Origin of the sequence: Rothia sp. HMSC071B01, assembly GCF_001808945.1 — a bacterium.
Taxonomy (GTDB): domain Bacteria; phylum Actinomycetota; class Actinomycetes; order Actinomycetales; family Micrococcaceae; genus Rothia.
On record NZ_KV795073.1, the window covers coordinates 383011 to 408189 of the forward strand.

Consider the following 25179-nt stretch of genomic DNA (forward strand, 5'->3'; position numbering starts at 1 on the left):
TTTTAGACCATCAGGGGTTTGCGCTCCTCGAGGGGATTCAGATCCTCGGGAGGGCCTGGGGCGCGGAACCCGGGGTCGATGTTCTCGGGCGGAGCTGGTGCGAGGAACCCGGGGTCAATGCTCTTAGGCGGGAGCATAGGCGCCAGCTTCTGGCCTGGCAGGATGGGAATGAGCGACTCAACGCCGTCGTAGTCTCCGCCTTGCCTATCGCCACCGACCACATGCGGCATAGCCGTTAGGTCACCAATCCGGGGTAGTGATTCAACCACGTCTGGCAGGCCCTGAATGAGGCGGGGTGCGACGCTCCCCAGGGTGGGTTGTGCTTCCGGGCGCACGATGAATCCGGGGTCGATGTCATCTGCCGGTGTCATGGGCATGTGGCTGACGGGCTGAGTGTTCTGCGGTGCGTTGACGATGAATCCACGGTTGGCAGGAGCAAGGTTCGGTGCGGGCAAGGCTCCTGAATTCGGCATCTGCGGCACAGGCATTTCGGGCCATGCAGGCTTCGGGCTATGAGGCTTTTCCTGCGGAGTCGGCTCGGGATGAGGGATGGTCTTTTGGACACCCTCGATGACGGCGGGGATTTGCTTAGCAACCGCCCAGGCGGATTCTCCAGCTTCTCGCTGAAGACCCTCGGCCTTCTGCTTGGCAATCTCCATGCCCTGCTGGACGTCTGAGACAGTGTCTTCGATTTTCTGCCGAGTATTTTCGATACTCTCTCGCACTTTACGCTTTGCCTTAGCCAGGTTCCCACCTGTCAGCTGGTCGAGCCCTTCAACTATGCCCAAGCCACCAGGCACAGTTCCTGATGCAAGGGCTGCAACAGCATAGCCCTCGGTACGTCCAGCTGTTATACCGATTCGTACAATGGGAGGCAGACCATCCGGCAAGGCTGACGCAGAGGTAACCTTCTGCTCCCCCAGCACATACTCTTTACCGTCCATTGCGGCGCGCATGCCGCCAGGCACCTTGCCGCTATGCCCTTCACGGTGTAGGGCTTCGTGGTAATTTACGGCATGATGCTCATGGTTATTGACGGTGATTACCGTATCGCGTTCATCAGGATGCCACGGTTCTCCAAAAATCTGTGGCAAGGGAATCTTCTTTGCTATATCAGGAACCCCATCACCTTCTCCCTCCACGTAATCCACGGCAAAGTCACGTTGTTTGGCTGACATACCTCGCATCGGGGCAGCTTGGGCATAGACACCCACAATATTGATTTCTTTGGCGACTTCAGCACTATTCGCCATGTTGTGGGCGATCATTGCTCCCTGACTGAAGCCCTCCAGGTATACACGAGCATCCTTGGGAGCACCAGCATCACGCAGAGCCTGCAAAATCATCATGTATGCAGAGTTCATCTGGTCTGAGCTGGGCGCCTCACGAAGAGCCCCAGAGCCATCTATGATAGATCCACCCCAGGACCCAAAGATAGTACCCGGAATGCTGACCACATATAGGGCATGGGCTGGGTCGCCTTCGTGTCCTGCTTCGTACATGACGGTGACGAGTACGGCACTGCGTTCAGCAGTCAAAGGGTCCTGTCGCGAACGCTCAAGTTCAAGGTCCTGTGCTTTACCAATAGTCATCAGACGGTCCGAGCTGGCGCCCACAGAGAGCTGGTTTTTCTCGCCGCGATGCGTAGCAATACCGTATTCCTCCGCAGAGGCTGTACGGACGTTGTAAACCACGTTTCCACCGATAGCTGTCTTGATGAGGTCAGACAGGTCACCTCCCAGTGCCTTTCGAGCAAGTCCTCGCGGAATGCCAAACATGTCTGCAACGCGGTCAATTGTTCGCTGACGGGCAATTTCGGGGTTCGATTTGGCATCAAAGTAGGCGGTGGCGCCGAAGAGAATACCCGCAATGATAGGCGAATACGGAAGCGTCCGAGATGCCGCAAAGTACCCAAGCTCGGGAATGGTGAGCTTCAAGAGGTATTTAGCTTCGCCGGGTTCTCCAGCGATGAGTCCGCGCAGGTGGTCTCGGGTGCTGCGTCCGTCGGGTAGTTTACCGTCCTTTGCGATGCCCATGGAATCGAACCAGCCTGCGACGATATTTTCGGTCTGCAGGTAGGAGCTGTGGGCGACGCGGACGGCAGCTGCGGTGGCGCCGAACTTTGCGGCACTCATACCGAGCTCTGCAGCAAGGCCGGTGCAGAGGGCAGCAGCCTGCTGGGCGCGTCCGTTAATGCCGAGGAAGAGACGAGTTTCAGCGGCGATGCCAAGAATGGGCATGGTGCGGTCGGCGCAGGTGTGGCTGACGGTGTCGAGCCCGTCAGCGATGGCGGGCATTTCTTCAAGCTCAACGCTGATGGTGCCTGCGGTGGGCCCTGCGGAGTCGGTGAGGTCACCGATGGGTGCAACGGTGGGTCCGGTAATCATGGTGTCTCCTAGGGTGGGGTTAGTGGGTTCGGATGAGCGAGCTCAGCCCGTCGGGCAGGTTCACGTGCATGAGTGAATCGAGCGTTGACTGGGCTTTTTGCACGCCTGAGCGGGCGATAATTTCGCCGGGGTCGAGCTTTTCGAGTGCGTCGGCGGCGCCGTCGGCGAGTTTGCCGAGTAGCCCGTCTACAACGGAGGCGGCGGCTTCGATTGCCTGCGCTTTGGTGGTGAGGTCGTTGGCGAGTTCTTCGCCGGCGGCGGCAATCATGGCGGCGGCGCTTTCGGCTTGTTCGGCTTGGTTGCGGATTTTTTCGCGGTGTTCTTCAAGTTGTCGCCGGTAGGCGCGTCCGGCTTCGGATGCCCAGTGGTCGCCGTTGAGTTCGTTGGCGCGTTGGTGTGCGGTGCGGATTTCTTGGGCTTCGGTGCGCATCCGGTGGGAGAGTTCTGCGCCTTTGGCGCGGGCGAGCGCGGCGGCTGCCATGAGTTGCTCGGCGAGGGCGTGGCCGGCGGCGGTGCCGATGCCCATGTGTCCTGCTGCGCGGAGGATATCGGTCGGTTCGATTCGGGGCAGCTGGGGTACGGGTGGTGGTGCGGTGTCAACAATCGTGGTCATGGTGTGTCCTTTCACGGCGGGTTTGTTTTAGGCTAAATCTGTTGCGGTGACCGTGCAGGTGGAGTGCGCCAACCTGTGGATAACTCAGGCTTGTTTCGAAAAATTCGCACGTTTTGCGTCCTCAAAACCCAAAAAATGCCCCCTCCGCATCCCCTCGTTTTGTCATATTTCTGTAACTAACCAAGCCGCCCGTCACGTCCATATGCTCTTCCCGCCTCTTTTTTTCAGCGAATTCATGCAAAAATAGAGCTATGTCTCACACCAATAACACCTTCTTGCCTTCTGGCCGTATTGACCTGGGCACCGGCGAACTTGCGCTGGGCCCCCTCGACGGACGCTACGCATCCGTAACCGCACCCCTGACCAACTACCTCTCTGAGGCAGCTCTGAACCGCGACCGCATCCATGTTGAGGTTGAGTGGTTCATATACCTGTGCGAGCACGAGGTGCTGCCGGGTCTGTCCCCGCTGAGCGAGGAGCAGAAGAAGGGCCTGCGCGCCATCGTTACCGATTTCAACGCTGATTCTGTGGCGGAGCTGGCTGAGATTGAGGCAGTCACCGTTCACGATGTGAAGGCGGTCGAGTACTACATTGGCCGCCGCCTGGAGGGCCTGGGCCTGGGTCACCTGGTGCCGCTGGTTCACTTCGGCTGCACTTCTGAGGACATTAACAACCTCGCCTACGCGTTGGGCATCAAGGATGCTGTTGAGAACGTGTGGGTTCCGGCTGCTGAGAACCTGATTGAGGTTCTGCTGAAGCTGGCTGAGGAAGGCCGCGACGTGCCGATGCTGTGCCGCACTCACGGTCAGCCTGCAACTCCCTCCACCCTGGGTAAGGAGTTGGGTGTTCTCGCCTACCGTCTGAAGCGTCAGGTGAAGCACGCTGCTGCTACCGAGTTCCTCGGCAAGATTAATGGTGCGACCGGCACTTACGCTGCTCACTATGCGTCGGTTCCTGACGCTGATTGGCAGGCTGTTTCTCGTGGTTTTGTGGAGCACCTGGGCCTGACCTGGAACCCGCTGACCACTCAGATCGAGTCGCACGACTGGCAGGCCGAGCTGTACTCGGATATCGCGCACTTCAACCGTGTGCTGCACAACCTCTGCACCGATGTGTGGAGCTACATTTCGATTGGTTTCTTCCGTCAGATTCCGGTGGCTGGTGCGACCGGTTCGTCGACTATGCCGCACAAGGTGAACCCGATTCGCTTTGAGAATGCGGAGGCTAACCTGGAGCTCTCTAACGCTCTGCTGGATTCGCTGGGTTCGACCCTGGTGACTTCTCGTTGGCAGCGTGACCTGACTGACTCCTCGGCGCAGCGCAATATTGGTGTGGCGTTTGGTCACTCGGTGCTGGCTATCTCCAATGTGGTGAAGGGCCTTGAGCGTCTGGATATTGCGACCGAGGTTATTTCCGCTGATCTGGATGCGAACTGGGAGGTTCTGGCTGAGGCGATCCAGATGGTGATGCGCGCTGAGGCTATCGCAGGTGTTCCCGGCATGGAGAACCCGTATGAGCGTCTGAAGGAGCTGACTCGCGGTCACCGCGTGGATGCTGCTCGTCTGAAGGAGTTTGTGGCTACTCTGGGCCTCTCCCCCAAGGCTGAGGCGCGTCTGTCGGCTCTGACTCCGCACACCTATAACGGTATTGCGGCTCAGCTGCTGGACCATGCGAAGAACGCTTAGTCCGTAGCAAAGATATAAACAAAAGACCCCGGGTCCCTGCATTCAGGGATTCGGGGTCTTTAGCGTGTTGGGTCTTCGCTATGTTCCGGTTTTATGACCGGCGAGGATTTTAGCGGCCGAGCATGCGGTGGTGACCGGTTTCGGTGTCGTTGCCCTTGTCGCGGGTGAAGACCTTGCCTACAGCCTTACCTGCGTCCTTGACGCCCTTGAGCAGGGAGCCAGCCACGCCGGAGGAGCCGTCCGAACCTTCGCCGCCCTGTACGCGCGGTGCACGCGGGGTAATCATGAGCTCTGCGGGGAAGTAGGCGGGCGCGTCGCCGAAGGCTCGGCGGGTGTTGCGCACGACGTCCTTGCCGAGGGTCAGGTTCGCGCCACCGCCAACGACTGCGCCCACGCCGAAGGGCAGGGCACGGCCGAGCAGTGCACCGGTCTGGCGGGTGAGGAAGCGGCGGATGAACATGTTTCGGATGGTACGTTCGACGCTGAACATCTTGCCGCTGGAGGAGTTGCCGAGCAGCATGCCCCACTTGTTGGAGACACCGCCTGCCTTGCCGGTCTGCAGCAGCACGGTGTTCATGAGCTGGGAGCCTTCTTCGCCGAGCATGATTGCCATGACCATGGAGCGGGCGGTTTCGGGGTCGTGTACGTGCACGCCGTGCAGTTCTGCGACTGCCTGGGCGTAGAGTGCGGTGCGTTCGAGGTAGCCGCCGACTGCGAGCGCGGACAGGCTCATGGAGGTGACGGTGCCGACGCCGGGCACGAATGCGGATGCGCCGGTGACGCCGCCGATGGCGGTGATGTCACGCAGGTAGGTGCGGTCGAGGCGCTTGTGGATTTGTTCGGGGGTTTCGTCGGGGTGTGCTTCACGCAGTTTTTTGACGATGGACAGCGCGAGCGGTCGTTGCATGCGCAGTACGTTGTCGAGGGTGGTGGTCAGTGCGGGACGGGGGTTGCCGTCTTCATCGAATAGAGACTTCTTCGGGTCAAGCATGCTCTCAGTAAATCACGGCTTGGTGAATTTTTCCTGAATATGGGGCCTGTGGTGGGGTTTGGGGGGTGAAATTTCACCGAGGGCGTGGAGGTTTTTGATCGCTTGTTAGGGTGTTTTGGTCTTTATTTGCGCCCAATTTTAAAGCGCGTAAAATTGTCGTAGATTACACACTATTCATTGTTTGCATAGTGCGTGACCTGCTTCACGGAGATTCGGGTTGCGCCTGATGACAGATAGCGGCTAATACCTCTTCTGAATCCTAAGGAATACTATGACTTCTTCCACCCATACGCCCAATGCTGCGCGTTCTCCCCTGGCGACTCAGGGGCTGGGTGTTGCGTACGCGACCGGCGCGATTATTTCGGCGCAGTTCGGTGCGGCTCTTGCCAAGCAGCTCATGGGCGATTTGGGCCCCTGGGGCGTGGTCGCTCTGCGCCTGTTGACTTCTTCTATCCTGCTGTGGGTGTTCTTCCGCCCGCAGATTCGTTCGTGGACCCGTCAGCAGTGGATGGCGGTCATTGTCCTCGGTGTCGCCCTGACCGGTGCGAATGCCTTCTTCTATGTGGCTATTGAGCAGGTTCCGCTAGCAATTGCGGTGGCTATTGAGTTTATGGGTCCGCTGGTGCTGGCGACGGTTATGTCGCGCCGTAAGCTGGACCTGGTGTGGATTGCTCTGTCATTTACGGGCATGGCGATTCTGACTGCTGAGTCCCAGGCGAAGCCTGAAGATTTCGCGTTGATGGGTGTGGTTTTCGCAATCCTGACCGCTATTTCTCGTGCCGCCTATATTCTGGCGACTGAGAAGGTTGGCGCTCTGATTCCGGGTATGGGCGGCATGGTCGTGGGTAACGTTGTCTCTACCCTGCTGGTTCTGCCGTTCCCGTTCCTGATAAGCGGCAATAACCTGTTGAAGGTCACCCAGGATGTGCACCTGCTGGCTATTGGCTGCCTGATGGGTCTGCTGGCTTCTGCCCTGCCGGCGCTGGGTGAGGTTTCTTCGCTGCGTCTGCTGCCCGCGCACATTTATAGCGTGGTGCTGTCCCTGGAGCCTGCGATTGCGGCGGCTGTGGGTATTGTGATGCTTGGTGAAGCTACCGGCCTGGTTCGTTGGGTTGCTATTGCTCTGCTGGTGGCGGCGAGTATCGGTATTTCGATTTCTCACGCTCGTGCGCAGAAGAAGGCGCAGGAGGACGGCACGCTGGAGGATGCGGACCATTACCTGCCGGGTGCGGTGGATGCGCACGCGGTGGATATTGCGCAGATGGCGACTAACTCTATTACGATTCCGTCGGCTGAACAGATTAAGGCTGACCGTGAGGCGAAGGGCCTCTAATCTACTGAACTGTAGCCGTGTCAACGGCTTCTAGCCCCCCCCCGGGTAACGAGTAGGATAGTATCTCGTGTTGCCCGGGGGGCGCGCTCTTTAAACGGCGCTATTGGAGCGTTCGTTCTGCCCCGTAGCGGCACAGCATGCACACGTGGAGAAGTACCGCCTTGTGAGGCGCAGGAAGGAGAATCATGCCGCATACTTCATCTCAACGCCCCGCACTGGGCATTATGTTTGTGCTGATGTCCTGCTCATCGCTGCAGTTCGGTGCCGCGTTCGCGATTACTCTTTTCCCGCTGTTTGGCGCTCTGGCTATTAGTGTCAGCCGCCTGGCGATTGCTTCCATTGTGGTGGGTAGCGCCGTGTGGTTGGCGGCGCGTTGGCATACCCGCCGCGGCGGCGAAATGCCGCCGGGTGCGCTGTCGTGGTCGAAGGAGCAGTGGCATGCCGTCATCATTTTCGGTATGACTTTCGGTCTGATGAACGGCTTCTTCTATTGCGCGATTGACCGCATCCCGATTGGTTTGGCGGTTGCGGTGGAGTTCTTGGGCCCGCTGGCGTTGGCGTCCATGCTGACGCGCAGGCTCCGCGACGCGGTGTGGGTGCTCTGCGCTCTGGCGGGCATGCTGGTGCTCGGCTATGAGGCGGCGGTCGGTAAGGATACCGACTACCTGGGTCTGACGTTCGCGCTGATTGCTGGCGTGTTCTGGGCGCTGTATATTCGCTCGAGCGCGAAGGTGGGTGCCCTGGTTCCGGGTGCGAGCGGTCTGGCGGTTGCGATGCTTGTTGGTGCCGCATTCATTGCCCCGGTGGCAGCGGTTGTTCCGGCTCCTCAGCCGATGTGGAATGCGGCGCAGGATCCGATGCTGCTCCTCATGATTTTTGGTACCGCGATGTTCGCTTCGGTGATTCCCTATAGCGCGGAGCTGATGGCTCTGCGTAACCTGCCGCAGCAGGTGTTTAGTGTGCTGATGAGCATGGAACCGGCGATTGCGGCGATTGCCGGTTGAGCGTTGCTGGATCAGGAGACCGGCCCGATTCGTTGGGTGGCAATCTGTCTGCTGATGACGGCGAGTGTGGGTATTACGCTGACCACCACGAAGGGCGATTCCCCCAAACAGAAGGATGACGGTGAGGACCCCGTTCCCGTGCCGCTACCCGAATAAAACCAAGATTCTGCCGGCGCGCGGCATAGAGAAAACCCATATACAAAACCGTTGAGGCGGGTACCTGGTTGGTACCCGCCTCAACGGTTTTATGTTTCAGTTTTAGCTCTCGGCCAGCTCGTCCAGCAGGTCGCGGAGCTCATCGGTGGTGAGCACTTCCGCCGGATGCGGACCCATCGCGTACAGCCGGTCCTGGGTGTCCTCGTCCAGCTCGCGGGCGGTGCCAACCAGCACGAGGTTGCCTTCATTCTGCCCGCTAATCATGGAACTTTCGCACAGGCACCACACACGGTCGAAGACTTCCAGCATGGCGGCTACCTGCAGCTGGAAGAAGGGCAGACCCGCGTCATCGCCCACGTTGATGGCGACCATGCCGCGCTCGTTCAGGGCGTCCTTGAGTTCGCGGTAGAAGTCGCGGTTCGCCAGGTGGGCGGGTGCGTCCATGCCGGTGAAGATGTCGAGAATGATCGCGTCGAAGCCGGGCACGCCCAGCAGTTCGGGCAGGTTCGCCAGCTGCTCGCGGGCGTCACCGACCACCAGCTGGCAATCGGTTCCGACGGGTAGCGGCAGGCGGTCCGTTACGAAGCCCATGAGCTCGGGTTCAATATCCACGGCAACCTGGCGGGAGCCGGGGCGGGTCGCCTGAATATAGCGCACGAGCGTGAGCGCACCGGCGCCCAGGTGTGCAGCGGTGATGGGTTCGCCGGCGGGTGCGAGCGCATCCACCGCGTTTGCGATGCGGCGCAGGTACTCGTAGAACACGTAGTCGGGGTTCTGTACGTCCACGTGGGACTGCTCGGCGCCACCGATTTCGAGGACGTGGCCGTGGTCGCTGAACCCGTCGGGGTGAATTTCGGCGCGCTGCCCGCCGGAGAGCTGAATGTGTGCCACTACTTCACGCCAGCTTCACGCTTGAAGGTGCTGACCAGGTCATCCACCGAGGAGGAAGAATCCAGACCCTCAATGACCTTGTCGTTCACGGCGAAGGTGGGGGTGCCCTTCACGCCAATCTTCACGGCGTGCTCGTAGTCGCGCTGGATGGGCTTGACGGTGTCGGAGGCGAGTAGGACCTTGTCGAATTCTTCGACGTTCAGGCCCAGTTCCTTGGCGTAGTCGTTGAAGAGGGTGCGCAGCTTATCGCGTTCTTTGATGTTCTTCCAGTCGTTCTGGGTGGCGAAGAGCTTGTTCGCCATTTCAACGTGCTTACCCTGAGCTGCTGCGGCTTCTACGGCGAGCGCGGCGGGTACGGCGTTGGCGTGCATGTTCAGCGGCATGTGACGCACGGTCACGTTCATGATGCCGTCAAGCTTCTTGGCGGCTTCTTCAAACTTAGGTTCTGCCTTAGCGCAGTAGGGGCACTGGTAGTCGGTGTACAGGGTTGCGGTGCCTGCACCGGGTACTTCGCGGTTGAGGCGGTAACCGACGTAGCCGTCATCGGCGGTTGCCGAAGCAGTACCCGAAGGGTCAGCGGATGCCGAAGCGCTAGCGGATGCACTTGCCGAGGTAGCGGCGGTGCTTGCAGATGCGCTCGCCGAACCGCTCGCAGACGCCGATGCGGAAGGCTGGGAGGAGCTGGAACCGCATGCGCTCAGCCCCAGGGCGGCGGCGGGCACTACGCCCAGTAGCAGGGTGCGGCGGTTGAGGGGTGAAGTCATGGTGGTTCCTCTCTCTACGGGTGGCGGGCTGGCCTGTTTGCTACATCTGTGGTTGATTAATCTGTGGTTGATGTGCACTCTGAGGTGCTGTCAGCCGCCGTGGGTATAGGGTTTATTGTATGCCTCTGCCCTGAACTTTCCCTATCTTCGGGCGGGTTTGCGGGGTGAATGCAGTGCACACCATAGCCGCCCTGTCGCCTGCTCCCAGCTGCGGGGCCGGTGTTGAAAGTAATTAGCCTCTCCCCCGCCTTTTTGGTACTATTGCGGGGTATGCACTGTTCACCGGTTGCTTTCGGGCAGTTGAGAACGGCAGCATATGCGCCTCTATAGCTCAGGGGTAGAGCATTTCCCTCGTAAAGAAAAGGTCGTGGGTTCGAATCCCACTGGGGGCTCCACATCCGCCGTAACGCGTGCCGGTTTCCGGTGTGTTGCGGCGGTTTTTAGCATCTGAGAGTTGTCGTTTTCTCGAAGATGTCACCGTCGAACTTTAGGAGATTCTCATGTCTTCTCGATCCGCATCCGCTAAGCGCCAGAGTGGCCGTGCGCAGGCAGGTCGCGCCGCTGCGGGCTCTGCACGCCCGATGAGCCCCACGATGCGTTTTGCTCTGGTGTACGTGCTGGCGCTGGTGGTTTCCCTGGCGGTGTGGTTCTTCTACCGTTCCGTGTATGAGGATGACACCTCGTTCCTGGTGCCGATTGTGATTTCCTTGGTGACTTCGTACGTGTGCGCTCATGCGCTGACGGGCGGCAAATCGCCCCGCAACTAGACCGCCGACCAGCAGCCCGCCAGGCTGTAGCCTCGTGAGGTTTCAGGCAGACAAAAGCCGCGCATCCGGTTCCCCGCTCGGGGGTCGGATGCGCGGCTTTTTACGTGTGTACTTTAGACCAGCGCCTTACTTGGATGCGCGCTGGAAGTCGCTGTCGGTCTTGCCCCACAGGCCGTAGACCTTGGCGAGTTCCTTGACCTTCTTTGCACGCAGGTAGCGCGGCAGGTAGGAGCCGTCGCGGGGGCCGTCGAGGGGCACGTCGAGCATCTGGTGTGCTTCTTCGATTTCGAGCTCGCTCGGGGAGAATGCCGCGTTGATGGTCTCAGCCTGGCGAATGTCGAGGGTGATCTTACCGGTCATGCCGTGGTCGTTCGCGTAGCCGCATGCCTTGGAGAGGTCAGCGCCGTATGCGCCGAGGGTCGGGCCGTCGATGGGGCCGGGCAGACCACCCAGGGTGGAGGCGATGACCAGTTGCGAACGCACGTAGGCGAGCGCCATGGGGGTTGCGGAGGAGCCGGTGTCGCGGCGGTAGTCGCCTGCGCCGAATGCGAGGCGGAAAGTGCCGATTGCGCGAGCAATATCCACCGAGTGGTGCACGCCGAGCGCGGACTCAATCAGCGCGATGATGGGGGTTCCGGGGGGTAGCTCGGCTGCGGTACGGTCAATGTCGGTAGCGTGCTCTGCGGTGGCGAGCATGACGCCTCGCAGACCCTTCACGTTCTTGAGGGCCTTGACGTCCTTCCACCAGTGTTCGGTGGTGATGGCGTTGATTCGCACCCATGCGACGACGCCGGAGTTGAGCATACGGACGACCTGTTCGCGAGCGGCGTCCTTCTCTTCGGCGGGGCAGCCGTCTTCGAGGTCGATAATGATGGAGTCGGCCTCGGATTCGAAGGCCTCTTCAAAGACTTCTTCGGAGGAGTTGGCGCGCACGAGGAGCCAGGAGCGTGAGAGGCTGGGGCGCAGCTGACGCGCACGCTCATTGCGGTGGAATTCAAACATGGTGTGTGACTTCTTCCGTGAATTGTATATGCATTGGGTTGTGCCGTAGAGGGGCAGGAAAAAGCCTGCGGTTCTTCCGCGCGTACCATCGCATTGTGTCGTCACCTCCATTGTGACGGAACCGCATAAGAAGTGTCCTACACCTCTTCTTTAAGCGTATCGCCTGTTGAGGTGCACATCAAACTAACCCGCCTGTTGACCGCAATTTAGGCCCTGTGTTATGCCTCAATCAGCTGGGTGCGGCCCACGGGGATTCCATCGTCGAAGGTCAGCTTGCCGGCGGCTTCCTTCTGGGCGCGCTGAATCAGACGCTCAGCGTCTTCAATGTGCTGGATGACGGTTTCCACGCGGCGGTGCACGCTCACCTGGCGGTCGCATCCGGTGGCACAATTGCCGAAGCAGCGTGCCATGGCGAGCGCTTCGGCGCAGAGTGCCACGGCGTTACCTGCCTTGGAGAGGGCGCGGTTCAGGTCGGAGTAGGTGCCGAACGGGGAGGCGGGAATATCGCCGTCGCTGGGGGCGAGGCGGTGCGCTTCCATGGCGACTGCACGCACGCGCGGGATGAGGTCGGCGAGCGCGTTTGCATCCGGCACGATGAGCTCGATCATGGAGTCGGATGAGTCGGTTGCCGCTAGGCGTTCGAGGACCTGGTGGAAGCGGTCGATACCGCGAATGAACCGGTCGTGGGATCGGCGCCAGATGCCTTTGCCGAGCTCGGCGTCGTCGCGGCGCGATTGCAGGTAGCTTTTAAGTCCCATGTGCCCTCCTCTGCGTGGTGTGTGTGCCGTGTTGGTTGGTCGGTGGAGGCTGCCGGCGATGGGCTCTGCGGCGACCCGCAAACCTCCCTATACTTAGGTTACCCTAAATCTCTTTTGGTGACGAGATGTCAGCAGTCAACTGTTTATTTCAAACCCAGATTTTCTTCACGCCGCTCACGCGACGCTCCCCGCAGCGCCAGTCTAAAATGGCACCGGCCTAAAATAGCACCGCAGGGGCGCAGCGATTTCTAGACCATGCGCAGCACAATCTTGCCGCGATGCTGACCGGAGTCGAAGTATTCGTGGGCGGCAGCCGCCTCCTCCATGTCGAAGATACGGTCCAGACCCACGCCAATCCTGCCGGATTCAATCAGCGGCAGCACGTGTTCGCGTACACCTCGCAGAATCTCAGCCTTCTGATGATCCGAACGGGTACGCAGGCTCGTAGCGTGCACCGACAGGCGGCGGGAGAGCATATACCCCAGGTTCACTTCTGCTTTGGCGCCGCCCATCAGACCGATAATGCACAGGTGCCCGCCGTCGGCGAGGGTGTGCAGATTGTCGTCCAGGTACTTTCCGCCCACGACGTCGAGGATGTAGTCAGCGCCGCGTCCGCCAGTTTCAGCCAGCAGAACTTCACGGAACGAATGTTCTGTATAAATAATGGGTTCCGCACCTAGTAAGCGCACATATTCTGCTTTTTCCTCGGTTCCCACGGTTGCAAACACGCGGGTACCTACGGCGAGCGCCAGCTGAATAGCGTGCACACCGATACCGCCGGTACCACCGTGCACGAGCACCACCGCGGGTTCACCGTCTTCCTTGAGGTTTTCGGCGGGGTTCATGCTCATACCACAGGTGAGAACCAGGTTCGAGTAGACGGTTGCCGCGACTTCGGGAATACCGGCGGCTTCGGCAAAACTCAGCTGTTCGGGTACGGGCAGCACGTGGTCGACCGGTACGGTCACGTAGTCGGCGTAGCCGCCTCCAGCGAGGAGCGCCATGACGGGGGTGCCGCTGTTCTCCACGGAGGCGCCTTCACCGACCGCTTCAATGACGCCGGCTACTTCGAGGCCGTAGATGGCGCTCGCGCCGGCGGGCGGCGGGTAGAATCCGCGGCGCTGCAGGGCGTCGGCGCGGTTGATTCCGGCGGCGTGAACACGGACGAGAACTTCGTGGGATCGGGGTACGGGGGCGGGGACTTCGCTGATTGTCAGAGCCTCAGGTCCGCCGTGACTGTTCTCAATAATTGCTCTCATGAGTCCTCCTCATTGCCGGAAGCACCATCGTTGGTGCGCGATTTACAGAAAGCTTATCGCATGAGATAATCTCGTAGTGCCCTGCGGCACGGTATTGCCATAAAATGCCGGTCTCTGGTGCGTATGGATGGTTGTCCGAGCGGCCGAAGGAGCTGGTCTTGAAAACCAGTAGGCGGTGACCCCGTCTCAAGGGTTCAAATCCCTTACCATCCGCGTTTTAGCTTCTGCTCCACGTGTGGAGCGCAAAGAGCCCCGTTCCTCGTATTGAGGAACGGGGCTCTTTGCATACGCCGTTTTGAGTTACCGGAGGGCGTCGTCAGTTGATTTGTGACAAGGCATTCGCAATATACATGAAGAGGGCGGCGATACCGATGAAAAAGCATAGCCCCAGCCAGTTGAGAATACGACCCGCTAGGGCAGGTACACCGTGCCTCTGCGCTACCCACCCCTGCCAGATACCCAGGATGTTCAGCACCGGCGCGGCGAGAGCTACCTGCAGACCACTTTCTCCAAGACCCTGGACAAGCAACCAAAACCCTAGAACGAAAGACAGCGGGCTGAGGAAGCCGAAAAGCAGGGAGAAGTTCGCAGCCCTTTTACCGTCTTGTGTTCCTTGCACAGCGGGAGGTTGCTCGCTCGCATGTTGCTCCCAGTCGTCCGTATCGTCAGCACTGGGTTGCACGCTGTTGTTCGCCTGGTAGAGCTTGGCGTACTCGGGGTTGTCATCGAAAGCTTCGTTGTTTTGGGGTAGCTGCGACATCGCATCCACAACCTTTCAGGATCTACACGCGTTAGTTGAATACCTCAGCCTGGTGCTTCGCAAAAACCTATTCGCCGTTGAACCACGCCCACACAATCAGTACGTACACGAGGACAAGCTTGGCGATAGCTATCCAGCTCAGGATTCGACCCGCAAGAGAAACTACGCCGTAACTATCCGCTTCCTTAGCTTTATGTAGACCAAGGACACTTAAGATGATGGTGGGGATACCGAAAAACCACGGACCCGACACCATGATGTTGATGAGGCTGAGCACACCGAAAGTGAGTGAAAGTTGGGAGGCTCGTTCCCCTAGATTAGTCGCTGTTTTCCCACCGCTCTGCATCATAGGGGGCTCTTCAATATCAGCACCCTGTTTGTGGCGATGAGGTTTCGAGCGCAGACCAGCTGCTGGGTCGGAATACGGGCCTAGGATTGGATCCTGCATCGTTGCATAATAACCTTTCAATACCGGGTGTTACGTGTCTATCGAAGTGAGAGAGCGCTCAGGCTCGTCGACGGGCCTGCATCATTGAAGCCGTACAGAGCAAACCCAATCATTATGATGAAGCCGACGATGGCGATGACAATGACCATTCCTATCCCACTGAGAAGCAGACCCACATTGGCGTCTTCACCGTGCTGTCTTGCCACTCGTGCTTGCCAGAGACCCAAGAGGTTCAGTAATGGCGCAGCAATGATTATTGGCATGCCGATACCAAAGCCATGGGAAACCCACCAAAACGCTAGGGCGAGAATAAGCATACCGAAGACACCGAAAATCAGGGAGAGGTTTGCGGCTTTTTCACCAGGGCCCATCTTCCACACGCTCGAAGAGAACTCACTCGCGGGTAACGGCTGGTCGTCCATAACAGACTGCACGCTGTCGCTCCCCCGGTGGGGCTTGGCGTATTCCGGGGCGTTACCGAAGGCTTCATTGTTTTGGGGTAGCTGCGACATCGCATCCACGACCTTTCACATTCCACACGAGGGGGTGTTAACTTCACCCTAGACCTTCCCCCGCACGGGAACAAGCATGTCAGGACCATTCCACGAAACATACGGCATATACACAGCAAAGCCCCGATCCTTGCGTTGAGGAACGGGGCTTTTGCGTACCCTCCAATGAGGGTGAAAGTGTTTAGAAAAGTACCAGCATCTGCGCAGTCTCCACGAGCCTAGAATTTGCGGCAGAATCAGAAAGAGCCAGCATAATCGCCAGCAGCATACCGCCACCAAAAAGCACCAGGAACATGCCACCAATGACTACGCTAATCCAGTTCAAGATACGCCCAGCCGAAGCAGCCGCGCCAAAACGTTCTGCCTCGTTCGCCTTGAAAATACCGATAACACCCAGAATCAGGGAAGGCAGACCAAACAGCCACCAGCTGAGAGTCACTATACACGCCAAGCTGATAATACCCAGCACCGTGGAAGTCTGAGCAGCCTTCTCACCGGCAAGCTGCTCGGGGGTCTTCTGAACAATGCCAATAGGAACCATCATGGGCTGACCGTACTGGCCGGGCTGCTGGTACTGCTGACCGTACGGGTCGTACTGATTCTGACCATACGAGTCTTGGCCGTACGAATTCTGACCGTACTGGTCATAAGAATACTGATCGTAGGAGCTCTGCCCGTACTGGCCGTAAGAACCCTGACCGTATTGGCCATACTGACCGTACTGAGTGTTCTGCCCGTACTGGCCGTTCTGGTTGTACTGCTCGTTCAGACGGTTGTAGTCCGGGTTGTAGTCGTAGGGGTCTGAACCCCGAGGATTCTGAGACATGGCATCTCACTTTCGTACGGCTGGTGTGTGTTAAACAGTATTCACCCTAACCTATCACCGAAACGGGTACAACTACATCTGTCGCACAAACCCGCGCAATACATTTTAAGAGGGCAGTAGAGTGCCAGCTGGTACGCGAAAGCCCCGCTCCTCAATACGAGAAACGGGGCTTTTATGTACCCTCTAGGAGGGCGAGACCTTTTAGAAGAGTGCCAGGGTGCTGACCAGCTCAGTAAAGTGGTTGGAAGAGGAAGAAGCAGCACCTGCCGCGCCGATAAGACCCAGCAGCAGGAAACCACCGATTACAACCAAGAATAGGCCACCAAAAGCTGCGTTAATCCAGCCCATGATGCGACCACCCGAAGCTGCAGTGCCAAAACGCTCAGCCTCATTAGCCTTCATAATGCCGATAACACCCATGATCAGCGAGGGCAGACCGAACAGCCACCAGCTAACAAAGAAGTTGCAGATCAGACCAATAATGCCGAGCACCATGGAGGTCTGACCAGCCTTCTCGCCAGCAAGCTGCTCGGGGGTCTTCTGAACAATGCCGACGGGCACCATCATGGGCTGACCGTACTGACCAGGCTGCTGGTACTGCTGCTGACCGTTCTGAGCGTTCTGCTCGTTCAGGTTGCCGTATTCCGGGTTGTAGTCGTAGGAGTTAGAGTCCTGCGGGTTCTGAGACATGTGGTCCCTCTTTCGTGTGAATGGTGTGTATTGAACCTTACTCACCCTAACCTATCGCTGAGGTGGGCACAAACGGATTCGTCATTCTGGAGCTATACGCACCATATATGCACTAATTAGAAAACTAATTAGGCACGCAAAAGCCCGCGTGCACACGGAGTACACGCGGGCTTCCTCAAATCATGAGGCTACTGCAGGTAGCTTCAATCTTACTGCTTTACAAAAATCTTCAGAGCGACCAGCAAAATAATACTGACGACACCCAGAACAGTACCGGCAATAGCCATACCGCGGTTCTTCAGCTCGGGGTTATTCATAGCCAGGCGGCCGGTCGCAATAGCTACAGCACCAAGGATGAAACCGAGGACAAAGAAGCTCACAATACCGCTCACCAGAGAGACAATCGACAGGGTCTTTGCCTTCTTCGCCTGAGCCTGCTGCTCAGGGGTCTGAACGGGCACACCGTAAGGAACCTGCTGATTGAACTGGGGTGCCTGCTGGCTAAACTGGGGGTCCTGGTTGAACTGGGGCTGGGGGTTGTTGGGGTTTTCAGACATGATTTCTCATTTCGTTGAGTAAATAAGACGACTCTGGCAACGCTGCATGGAAAAATCACACGCCAGAGACGCCCTCTATTTATCGGTTGGACAGTAGCAGTCTATCGAAAATGTATATGAGCCTCAAAGCACACAATCCATAATCCGCCCTATAAAGCAACACATACTCAGAGATATCTCCAAAGCACGGGCCGAATTGACCAAGCGCAAAACAGCCTATATTCTTATAGGGATGCGCTCACGAGCGCACCGTGGAGACGTGCCAGAGCGGCCGAATGGACTTCACTGCTAATGAAGGGTCGGGGTTAAACTCGACCGGGGGTTCAAATCCCCCCGTCTCCGCCACAAAAAGCCCCGTACCGGCTGGTACGGGGCTTTTGCTTTACCCATTTCATTCAGGTACAAAGCCTAGAAAAACCTGGGCTAGAAACTCCTGGTCTAGAAGCTCTTGAAGTCCACGAGGCGCGCATCCGCACCATCAAGCAGAGCCCACTCCCCCGGCACCTCAAACACCGCAATGGAAGAGGGTGGGAAACCGTAATACACATCCATGGACGCGTTCGGGTCAGAATCAGGGCTCATCAGGCGCTGCGCGGCATCCTGCACGCCGGGCAGATGCGACACCACCATCAGAGAATGAACATTCTCCGAAACGCTGTTAATGCGCGCAATAATGCGGGACGCAGACACCTCATACAGCCCCTCATCCAGATGAGCAGTAGGCGCCTTCGCCCCCAAACCATCCGAAACCCAAGTAGTCGTCTGACGAGTACGCAAAGCCGACGACGACATAATCTGCTCCGGAATATAACCGCGAGCCGCCAGCCAGGCGCCAGCAGCGGCAGCCTGCTCATGGCCGCGCTTCGTCAGCGGACGATCAAAATCGTTCAGACCCCAATCAGCCTCCGCATGGCGCATAATAATCAGACGCTTGACCCCGCTGCGGTGCGAGCCAGATGCAGTGTTGGAAGAATTTTCAGCCATACACCCATTCTATCTAGAGGGCGCCGGAACGTGCCGCACGCCGCCACAGCACGCACACTAACACCCCTAGGGGGCACAAGTAAACCCCGGCGCACCGGCATGACGCCAGCACACCGAGGTGCACTCTAAAAACTAGATTGAGTATTCCGGAGCAGCCCAGACAACAACCTCGGGGTGCTCAAAGAAGCGGTAACCCTGACCGCGCACCGTACGCACGGTACCCGACAGGCGGCCCAGCTTCGAACGCAGACGACGAATATGCACGTCAATCGTACGCTCATGCGGATGCTCGTCACCGGAGCTCCACAGCGCCTTCAGCAGCTCCTCACGACCCACGGTGCGGGAAGAATTCTCCACCAGGTGTGCCAGCAGCTCGAATTCCTTGAAGGTCAGCATGAGCGGCTCACCGTCCAGGAACACCTCGCGGCGTGCCAAATCAATCAGCACACCCGAAGAGTGGCTATTCGTGGTCTCTGCTTCGCGGGCGACATGCGCCTCCGGGTGCATATACATTGCGGTCGGATCGCCGAGTGCATTACGTACTACCTCAAGGTCGCTACCCTCAGCGTTCACCGGAGCCAACGCCACAGCGGCGTACGACTCCGACTCGGGAGCCAGGTGGTGTGCATAAGTGCGCAAATCCTGAACGATACGCACCAGGGAGGTGCCGTTCGCTGCAGCAAGTTCCTCGTTCAAACCAACATAGAGCACAAAGCCGCGTGCCTCATTTTCCTGAGCCTGCTTATGGGCAGGGTCACCGGCTGAGAAAGTCATCGGACGCAACGTTGCAGCCTGCGCAACGGGACGCTGAGGCTGCACGACCTGGCGCTTAGCGGCGCGGCCGCGCTGGGAGATGTGCACATATCCAGGTACAGCGCCTGACATGATTCAACCTTCTCTCAAAGTCTGTGTACGGGATCCCTGTCGTACGTAGTGTGGGGTGCGCCGGAAGTGACGCCGAGTCAAACAGTCCCCAATACCTGTTCGAGCTTCAATCCTCTTACTTAATATTTCTCCTATTTGACGGATAAATCAAGCGGATTCGGCATAGTGGATTCATCTTTATGGGCGAGAGGAGTACAATACCCCCTCTCGCGTTTTGGGGTTTCAGGGACTACCTGAAGCTTTCAGTATTTTTTCTCTTATAAATATTCATAGCTTCTTTTATTTACTGGTTTCACCCTGTATTTTCATGTGAAGCTGTGAATATGCTCAATATATTTTGAGCCCCTCAAAGCACTATAGTGTTCCTCATCACATATTATCAAGGGTGTTTCATAAACCCACACAAGCGCCCAACAACACCATAAACACCCAAGACAGCAGACCGTTAGACACACATCCCCCAACACCACACCATATGACCTGCACACGGCCTCCAGCAGACACAACAAAGCGCCCCCGCACATGCTTAAACATATGCAGAGGCGCCCCACTCACATCACGTGAATAACGCTGAAAACTACTCAGCCAGACCGTACAGGCGGTCACCGGCGTCACCCAGACCCGGAATAATGTACGCCTTCTCGTTCAGACGCTCATCACGAGCAGCCAGGAACAGGTCAACATTCTCCATACCCTCAATGCCCTTCTCCAGAGCAGCAATGCCCTCAGGAGCAGCAATCAGGCACACGCACGTCACAGACTCAGCACCACGCTCACGCAGGAACTTAATGGCCTCAATCAGAGTGCCACCGGTAGCCAGCATCGGGTCCAGCAGGTACACCTGACGACCAGTCAGGTCCTCCGGCAGACGCTCAGCATACGTCACAATATCCAGGGTCTCCTCATTACGAGCCATACCCAGGAAACCCACCTCAGCGGTCGGAACCAGACGGGTCATACCCTCCAGCATGCCCAGACCAGCACGCAGAATCGGAACAACCAGCGGCTTCGGATCAGCAATACGAACACCGGTAGTAGTCGCCACCGGAGTCACAACCTCAACCTCTTCCACACGAATCTCGCGAGTCGCCTCATAGGCAAGAAGGGTCACCAGCTCATCAACCAGCTGACGGAAAATCGGGGACGGAGTGTTCTTATCACGCAGAACACTAATCTTGTGAGAGACCAGCGGGTGGTCAAGAATCTTAATACGCATAATACGATTTTACCCACCCCCGAATCAGCAAGCACCGGCAAAGCCCCGGAAGTGGCACACACCCTATAAAACGAGGCGAATACCGCCGCGCAGAACCCACCAGCGCACCCACCAATGCACCCGCCAGCACCACCCCAGAACAATCCGAAACAATCCGGACATGCAAAAACCCGCCGAGACGAATCTCGACGGGTTTTCGTTGGTGCGGTGGTGGAGGGATTTGAACCCCCGTTGGCTTTTACACCAAACATCATTTCGAGTGATGCACCTTCGGCCGCTCGGACACACCACCAACAGTGGAAAACTATAGCACACCCCCAACAGGAGGGCAAGAATGAGCCTACATATCGTGCGCGTACGGCAGCCGGGTGTCGCCTCTTTCACGGCCCCTTTAACCGTGCCCTTTTCGACACCCGACACCGAAGTCCCGGCTACGTCTGCAGACCCAACAGGTCCGCCTAATGACGGATATACCCATCTACAACCAGCATGACAGCACGCGTTGCATCCTCAGCATTACGCTCCGCCTGATGCACTTCACGATCCATGGCAAGCATATAAATCGCGCCGAACATAGAGATCGCAATCGCACGAGGATTCTGAGCGGTATCAACCGTATAGCGGCGAGCCACAGCCTCCGTCATCTCCTCCAAATAATTCAGAAGATCCAGACGGTTATCGCTCATCGCCTCGGTCCAACCATCCGCGCCCTTCCACGCCTCCGCAAGCCACATCCGAGTAAAACCCGGACGGTCCTCAAGATACTGGAACGCGGCACGAACGGCACTCCGCAACGCCTCACGCGGATCAGAATGAACCGACGCCGCGCGACGCGCATCGCTCAGCAGCAACTGCGTGCCGTACTGGACCAGCTGATCCACCATGGTCTTCTTAGAACCAAAGTTGTAATACACGGTTCCCTTAGAAACACCCGCCCGGGCAGCCACCTCTTCAACAGTGGCGTACTCAAGCCCCTTCTGGGTCATGATATCCATGGCAGCGTTGAACAACTTCAACTGAGTTCTACCAGTACGGCCGGGACGACGACTTGCAGCTTCAGCGACAGGGCGCTGCAACATCAGAAGTCCTCCCTCCCTTTTTGCAGATATACCTCTATTTTATTAGACAGTTTTCCCCGGTGCTAGCCAGCAGAGCGCCTAAACCTCAATCTCCGGCGCAAGCTTCTTCAACGACCACGTACGATCACGACGCGTGCCGATGTAACCCAACATCAGACCAGCCAAACCCCACAGGGTCAAAACCAGCATGATGCCCCACAGGCTCGACTCATTAATGCCGTACGCCAAACGACGCGTACCCGCCACCGCATAACTCATCGGGAAGAAGTCATGCATCCAACGAATCGACTCAGGCAAAGTCTCATACGGCATCGTGCCGCCCGCAGTAATCAGCTGCAGAATCAGAATGACCAAAGCAACCAGCTTGCCCGGCGCACCCAAGATCACCGTCAGACCATGAATGAAACCGGTAAAGACCAGAGCCACATAGCAGAGGAACAGCCACACCAGCCACGGATGAGCCATCTCAAAGCCCAAACCAAACTTAATCGCCGCGAACATCAGAGTCGCCTGAGCAATACCTACCAGTCCGAACGGCATCCAGCTACCGAGCATCACACGAATCGACGGAGCATGCGAAGCCAACGCACGGTTATTCATCACGCGCAGCGTCTGAACCAGCATCAGGCCACCAATCCACAGCGCCAAGCACATGAAGAACGGGCCCATGCCCTCACCATAGTTACGAGCCGACGCCAGCGACTCATGCGACAAAGTCACAGGGTTCGACATCGTATCCGCAACCTTCGCCTGTTCAGTCGGCGCAAGGCTCGGAACCTGCTTAGCGCCAGAAGCCAGACCGCTCTCCAACGACGAAGTGCCATCCTTCAACTCGGAAGCACCATCATTCAGCTGAGTAGAACCATCAGACAGCTTCGCCGTACCGTCAGAAAGCTGCGACGCACCATCCTTCAGCTCATTCGCGCCATCAGCCAGCTTCTGCTGACCCTCAACCGCAGACTGCTCCTTCTCCGCCAAAGTACCGCTACCATCCTTCAGCTCGGCAGTGCCGTTCTTCAAAGAATCAGTACCCTCCTTCAGCTCAGAAGCACCACCCGCCAGAGTCGCAGAACCACTCGCAAGGCTCGAAGCACCCGAAGCGATCTTGGAATTACCATCAGCCAGGGTCGCCGAACCCGACGCCAACGAGGACGCGCCAGCATCCACACGAGCGGCACCATCAGCCACCGACGAAGCGCCCTTGGCAAGCGAAGACGCACCGGAATCCAGCGAATCCACGCCAGCCACCAAAGTCTGAATCTTCACCGCAGTCGACGACGAACCATCAGAAATACAATGGCTCGACTTCAATGCGCTCAGCTTCGACAGTGCATCAGCAGCGGCAGCATCACGAGTAGCCAGGTGCGACTGCAGAGCCTTCTGATTCAGCTCAGCAACCTCATTCTTCGTCTCCTCAGAATCAACAGCAGCCACCAGCTGATCAGCCTGCTCCTGAGTCAACGTACCCGCCTCAACCAGCGGAGTCACCTGAGCACGCACCTTTTGCGCACTCGCAGACACCACAGTATTCGACAGATCACGACCAAAATCGCCACTACCGGCAGACGTATCCGTCTCATGCAGACGCATGCACATCGCGTTCAGCTCAGCCGGCAACTCACGAATACCAGCCTGATCCATGCCTTCACGCAACTGATGAATACCCGACGCCAAATCATTAGCACCCTTCGCAACCGCCGCCGAACCGCTCTTCAAGCTCGCAGTACCCTCAGCCAGGGTCGCCGAACCGTCCTTTAGCTTCGACGCACCCTCAGAAGCAGACGCCGCCGCCGAAGCCAAGGTCGACGAACCATCCTTCAAGCTCGAGGCACCATCAGCAAGCTTCGCGGCACCAGAATCCAGCTTCGCCGCACCAGAATCCAAAGTCGACACACCATCAGCAAGCTTCGCGGCCCCCTCAGCCAACTGCTTCTGACCATCCAACAACTGCGACTGACCATCAGCCAGAGAGGAGGTACCATCCTTCAGCTTCACGGCACCATCATTCACCGTGGCGGTACCGTCCTTCAGCTGAGTGATAGCGTCCGCCAGCTTCACCGTACCGTTATTCACCTTCGACGCACCATCAGCAGCCTCATCCATCTTCGAATGAATCGTCGTGAAGCTAGCCAACAGCGAATTAGCCGTCGAATTACCGACCTTCTCAGCCACCGAATCACGCACCGCAGTGCCCGCCTTCGTGACAATATTCGTCAGCACATAGTTATTCGCGTCATTCGTAATGACCTCGATACCCGCCGAACGCGCATCAATAGGGCCCGTCTTACCGTCAGCATCAGGCTTAAACGAACCGGCACTCTGCAAATTACGCGAGAAATCCTTCGGAATCACCATCGCAAAGTCATAGGTGCCGTTCTCCACACCCTCGACAGCCTCAGTACGAGTCTGCACCTGACGCCAATCAAACGTGCCAGCATCCAGAAGATTCTTCTTCACGTCAGCACCGGTATTCACCTGCTTACCTTCGGAATCCGTCGCGCCCTCATCCTCAACCACGAGAGCACCCACAATGCCATTCACATTGCCGTAAGCATCCCAGTTACCGTACAGGTACAGGGCGCCGTACAGCAGCGGGATGCAAGACATAGCAAGAAGCACCAGAACCGGCAAAACACCGCTGGTCAGGCGCTTAAGCTCAACAAGAGCCACACGCAGAACAGTCATTCTTACTCCTTCTCAGCGGTCTTCTGGGCAACAGTCTTCTGGTTGCCGGTCTTCTGGTTATCAGTCTTATGGTCAGTGGTCTGAGCGGCTCCGGAAGTGCCGGATACCGCGGGGGTGAGGGAAATCGAAGAGGCCGCGGGGATTTCCTCCACCTCACGCACCTCAATCACGTCAATCACAGGCTCGGTCTGGGTTAGTTCTTCTGCCGCAGTCAGCGCTTCCGTCTCAGTCAGCTCTTCTACAGGCTCCTCAGCCGGCTCAAACTCGCCGTCCTGATCCATGTGAACACTACCCACCACAGCACGGGCGCCCTGCCAGGACTCCGAAATATGCGGAACAATCGCCACCACAGTGCGAGGGCGATCCTCGTCAGTGGCAAGCTCCTCCAGGTAAGGAAGCCACATATAGGTGTGGTTCAAATGACGGGAGGGCGTATCAAAAACCAGCAGGTCCGAAGGACTCGCCTGCGCCAAAGCCGCCATCAGCTCAATGTTCATCTCACCATCAAGCTCATCCATCCACAGGCCGTCCAGGTCCTCAAGACCGCGTTCCTTCAGCCAGCGGCTCGCACGGGAACGACCAAAAACCGGCAGATTATAGGAGAGCATCTCAGACACGTAATCGTGCACACGCATGTGCTGCTCGGGGGCGGTCACGTCAGGAGAGTCGATAATGTCACTGATACGACGCAGCTTCTTCATCGAAATCGGCTGCGGCTCCGCATCACCATCGCTCCAAAAAATCTCGCCACCCGACAGAGGCAAACGGCCGGTAAGAGCCAAACCCAGCGAGGTGCGCTCCATCTGGCTATCCGCCTGAATAATGATGACCTCGCCCTGATTTACAGAAAAAGAGGTACGACCAAAAAGGGCGTGGTGACGCCCCTTAGCCCAAATATTGTCAACGCGAAGCACGAATAAATCCCCT

25 protein-coding genes and 4 tRNA genes are annotated in these 25179 nt (G+C 57.8%); 8 read left to right on the forward strand and 21 right to left on the reverse strand.

Features of this window, described 5'->3' with window-relative positions:
- Positions 1-2: 2 nt before the first annotated feature.
- Complete coding sequence (locus HMPREF2527_RS06505) at positions 3-2387, reverse strand: extensin (RefSeq protein WP_070507252.1); 2385 nt, start codon at positions 2385-2387, stop codon at positions 3-5.
- A 19-nt stretch (positions 2388-2406) separates the two neighbouring features.
- A complete protein-coding gene (locus tag HMPREF2527_RS06510; protein ID WP_070507253.1) occupies positions 2407-3000 on the reverse strand; it encodes an ABC transporter substrate-binding protein in 594 nt (197 codons plus the stop codon).
- A gap of 251 nt (positions 3001-3251) precedes the next feature.
- Between HMPREF2527_RS06510 and purB the strand changes: the two genes are divergently transcribed.
- Entirely contained in the window at positions 3252-4685 is a 1434-nt protein-coding gene (gene purB, locus HMPREF2527_RS06515; RefSeq protein WP_070507255.1) for an adenylosuccinate lyase, read from the forward strand.
- 109 nt (positions 4686-4794) lie between these two features.
- On the opposite strand, the gene HMPREF2527_RS06520 is transcribed toward purB, so the two are convergent.
- Positions 4795-5676 carry a hypothetical protein gene (locus HMPREF2527_RS06520; RefSeq protein WP_049346152.1) on the reverse strand — a complete coding sequence of 294 codons (882 nt, stop codon included), beginning with the start codon at positions 5674-5676 and terminating at the stop codon, positions 4795-4797.
- Positions 5677-5947: 271 nt separating this feature from the next.
- Here HMPREF2527_RS06520 and HMPREF2527_RS06525 point away from each other — a divergent pair, with 271 nt between their 5' ends.
- The 3 genes from HMPREF2527_RS06525 to HMPREF2527_RS09895 all read left to right on the forward strand — a co-directional run bounded on the left by HMPREF2527_RS06525 (position 5948) and on the right by HMPREF2527_RS09895 (position 8169).
- Positions 5948-7009: an EamA family transporter gene (locus HMPREF2527_RS06525; RefSeq protein WP_012902817.1), complete on the forward strand. Its 1062-nt coding sequence runs from the start codon at positions 5948-5950 to the stop codon at positions 7007-7009.
- Positions 7010-7194: 185 nt separating this feature from the next.
- Positions 7195-8013 (forward strand): EamA family transporter, encoded by an 819-nt coding sequence (locus tag HMPREF2527_RS06530; RefSeq protein WP_012902816.1) that lies wholly within the window; start codon positions 7195-7197, stop codon positions 8011-8013.
- Positions 8014-8016: 3 nt separating this feature from the next.
- Positions 8017-8169 carry a putative permease gene (locus HMPREF2527_RS09895; RefSeq protein ID WP_012902815.1) on the forward strand — a complete coding sequence of 51 codons (153 nt, stop codon included), beginning with the start codon at positions 8017-8019 and terminating at the stop codon, positions 8167-8169.
- A gap of 102 nt (positions 8170-8271) precedes the next feature.
- On the opposite strand, the gene HMPREF2527_RS06535 is transcribed toward HMPREF2527_RS09895, so the two are convergent.
- Positions 8272-9060 (reverse strand): spermidine synthase, encoded by a 789-nt coding sequence (locus HMPREF2527_RS06535; protein ID WP_070507258.1) that lies wholly within the window; start codon positions 9058-9060, stop codon positions 8272-8274.
- On the reverse strand, positions 9060-9824 hold the full coding sequence (locus tag HMPREF2527_RS06540) for a DsbA family protein (protein WP_070507260.1): 765 nt from the start codon (positions 9822-9824) through the stop codon (positions 9060-9062). Before HMPREF2527_RS06540 ends, HMPREF2527_RS06535 begins: the two co-directional genes overlap by 1 nt.
- 320 nt (positions 9825-10144) lie before the next feature.
- Here HMPREF2527_RS06540 and HMPREF2527_RS06545 point away from each other — a divergent pair.
- Together HMPREF2527_RS06545 and HMPREF2527_RS06550 are read left to right on the forward strand one after the other, a co-directional pair.
- Positions 10145-10219 (forward strand) — tRNA-Thr (locus tag HMPREF2527_RS06545).
- Between the two features lie 105 nt (positions 10220-10324).
- Positions 10325-10591, forward strand: coding sequence for a hypothetical protein (locus HMPREF2527_RS06550; protein ID WP_005504446.1), 267 nt, complete (start codon positions 10325-10327; stop codon positions 10589-10591).
- Positions 10592-10717: 126 nt separating this feature from the next.
- On the opposite strand, the gene HMPREF2527_RS06555 is transcribed toward HMPREF2527_RS06550, so the two are convergent.
- From HMPREF2527_RS06555 to HMPREF2527_RS06565, 3 genes are all read right to left on the reverse strand, one after another.
- On the reverse strand, positions 10718-11593 hold the full coding sequence (locus tag HMPREF2527_RS06555) for an HpcH/HpaI aldolase/citrate lyase family protein (protein ID WP_005504437.1): 876 nt from the start codon (positions 11591-11593) through the stop codon (positions 10718-10720).
- 218 nt (positions 11594-11811) lie between these two features.
- On the reverse strand, positions 11812-12351 hold the full coding sequence (locus HMPREF2527_RS06560) for a hypothetical protein (RefSeq protein ID WP_049358270.1): 540 nt from the start codon (positions 12349-12351) through the stop codon (positions 11812-11814).
- Between the two features lie 248 nt (positions 12352-12599).
- Positions 12600-13610 (reverse strand): NAD(P)H-quinone oxidoreductase, encoded by a 1011-nt coding sequence (locus HMPREF2527_RS06565; RefSeq protein WP_070507262.1) that lies wholly within the window; start codon positions 13608-13610, stop codon positions 12600-12602.
- A 125-nt stretch (positions 13611-13735) separates the two neighbouring features.
- On the opposite strand from HMPREF2527_RS06565, the gene HMPREF2527_RS06570 reads away from it, so the two are divergent.
- Positions 13736-13823 (forward strand) — tRNA-Ser (locus HMPREF2527_RS06570).
- A 103-nt stretch (positions 13824-13926) separates the two neighbouring features.
- Here HMPREF2527_RS06570 and HMPREF2527_RS06575 read toward each other — a convergent pair.
- The 6 genes from HMPREF2527_RS06575 to HMPREF2527_RS06600 form a co-directional block, all read right to left on the reverse strand.
- Positions 13927-14370, reverse strand: a complete 444-nt coding sequence (locus HMPREF2527_RS06575; protein WP_070507264.1) for a hypothetical protein — start codon at positions 14368-14370, stop codon at positions 13927-13929.
- A gap of 67 nt (positions 14371-14437) precedes the next feature.
- Positions 14438-14719 carry a hypothetical protein gene (locus tag HMPREF2527_RS06580; RefSeq protein ID WP_049353199.1) on the reverse strand — a complete coding sequence of 94 codons (282 nt, stop codon included), beginning with the start codon at positions 14717-14719 and terminating at the stop codon, positions 14438-14440.
- A gap of 137 nt (positions 14720-14856) precedes the next feature.
- Positions 14857-15330, reverse strand: a complete 474-nt coding sequence (locus tag HMPREF2527_RS06585; protein WP_141744457.1) for a hypothetical protein — start codon at positions 15328-15330, stop codon at positions 14857-14859.
- A gap of 181 nt (positions 15331-15511) precedes the next feature.
- A complete protein-coding gene (locus HMPREF2527_RS06590) occupies positions 15512-16156 on the reverse strand; it encodes a polyprenyltransferase (protein ID WP_049358267.1) in 645 nt (214 codons plus the stop codon).
- A gap of 201 nt (positions 16157-16357) precedes the next feature.
- Positions 16358-16846, reverse strand: a complete 489-nt coding sequence (locus HMPREF2527_RS06595) for a hypothetical protein (protein WP_005504421.1) — start codon at positions 16844-16846, stop codon at positions 16358-16360.
- A 209-nt stretch (positions 16847-17055) separates the two neighbouring features.
- On the reverse strand, positions 17056-17403 hold the full coding sequence (locus tag HMPREF2527_RS06600; RefSeq protein ID WP_049346009.1) for a DUF4190 domain-containing protein: 348 nt from the start codon (positions 17401-17403) through the stop codon (positions 17056-17058).
- A gap of 253 nt (positions 17404-17656) precedes the next feature.
- On the opposite strand from HMPREF2527_RS06600, the gene HMPREF2527_RS06605 reads away from it, so the two are divergent.
- Positions 17657-17748, forward strand: a tRNA-Ser gene (locus HMPREF2527_RS06605).
- 93 nt (positions 17749-17841) lie between these two features.
- Here HMPREF2527_RS06605 and HMPREF2527_RS06610 read toward each other — a convergent pair.
- The 7 genes from HMPREF2527_RS06610 to HMPREF2527_RS06640 all read right to left on the reverse strand — a co-directional run bounded on the left by HMPREF2527_RS06610 (position 17842) and on the right by HMPREF2527_RS06640 (position 25166).
- Positions 17842-18387, reverse strand: a complete 546-nt coding sequence (locus HMPREF2527_RS06610) for a SixA phosphatase family protein (RefSeq protein ID WP_005504419.1) — start codon at positions 18385-18387, stop codon at positions 17842-17844.
- 132 nt (positions 18388-18519) lie between these two features.
- Complete coding sequence (locus HMPREF2527_RS06615) at positions 18520-19272, reverse strand: winged helix-turn-helix domain-containing protein (protein ID WP_005504418.1); 753 nt, start codon at positions 19270-19272, stop codon at positions 18520-18522.
- Between the two features lie 577 nt (positions 19273-19849).
- Complete coding sequence (upp, locus tag HMPREF2527_RS06620) at positions 19850-20488, reverse strand: uracil phosphoribosyltransferase (RefSeq protein WP_005507583.1); 639 nt, start codon at positions 20486-20488, stop codon at positions 19850-19852.
- Between the two features lie 205 nt (positions 20489-20693).
- Positions 20694-20780, reverse strand: a tRNA-Ser gene (locus HMPREF2527_RS06625).
- 166 nt (positions 20781-20946) lie between these two features.
- Complete coding sequence (locus HMPREF2527_RS06630; protein WP_070507268.1) at positions 20947-21567, reverse strand: TetR/AcrR family transcriptional regulator; 621 nt, start codon at positions 21565-21567, stop codon at positions 20947-20949.
- A 78-nt stretch (positions 21568-21645) separates the two neighbouring features.
- The gene (locus tag HMPREF2527_RS06635; RefSeq protein WP_070507270.1) at positions 21646-24252 is read right to left on the reverse strand and encodes a YhgE/Pip domain-containing protein; all 2607 of its coding nucleotides are present in this window, start codon (positions 24250-24252) and stop codon (positions 21646-21648) included.
- A 2-nt stretch (positions 24253-24254) separates the two neighbouring features.
- Positions 24255-25166 carry an ABC transporter ATP-binding protein gene (locus tag HMPREF2527_RS06640; protein ID WP_239662194.1) on the reverse strand — a complete coding sequence of 304 codons (912 nt, stop codon included), beginning with the start codon at positions 25164-25166 and terminating at the stop codon, positions 24255-24257.
- Positions 25167-25179 lie beyond the last annotated feature (13 nt).